Origin of the sequence: Mesorhizobium sp. M1A.T.Ca.IN.004.03.1.1, assembly GCF_003997555.1 — a bacterium.
In the GTDB taxonomy this organism is placed as follows: domain Bacteria; phylum Pseudomonadota; class Alphaproteobacteria; order Rhizobiales; family Rhizobiaceae; genus Mesorhizobium.
The window spans coordinates 1-304 of sequence record NZ_RZTV01000157.1 but is presented as its reverse complement, the minus strand read 5'-3'; the positions used below and the strand labels follow the sequence as shown (position 1 = coordinate 304).

General features: G+C 56.9%; 1 protein-coding gene. It reads left to right on the top strand.

Annotated features, from left to right (window positions below; all coding sequences use genetic code 11):
* A partial coding sequence (locus EOD29_RS31135; RefSeq protein ID WP_164763914.1) for a sterol desaturase family protein occupies positions 1 to 304 on the top strand: 304 nt, incomplete at both ends.

The following is a 304-nucleotide window of genomic DNA, read 5'->3' as shown; positions in this document are numbered from 1 at the left end:
CTCGTGTTCCTAGTGCTGTCAGACTTCTTGAGCTATTGGCAGCATCGGTTGATGCACCGGCTGCCCGTACTATGGCGGCTGCACGAATTTCACCACGCAGCCGAAGAGTTCAACGCGCTGACTTCGTCGCGGGAGCATCCGCTGGAGAAGGCGATAAATATGGCCATCATGGTCGTTCCGGCGCTGCTTGTCGGCCTGCCAACGGCCGAATTCGCAGTCGTGACCATCACCTTTGGCGCTATTGGTCTGGTCAAGCACAGTGCCATTCCCTGGCATGGCTGGTTTGGCAAATACGTGATCCAGT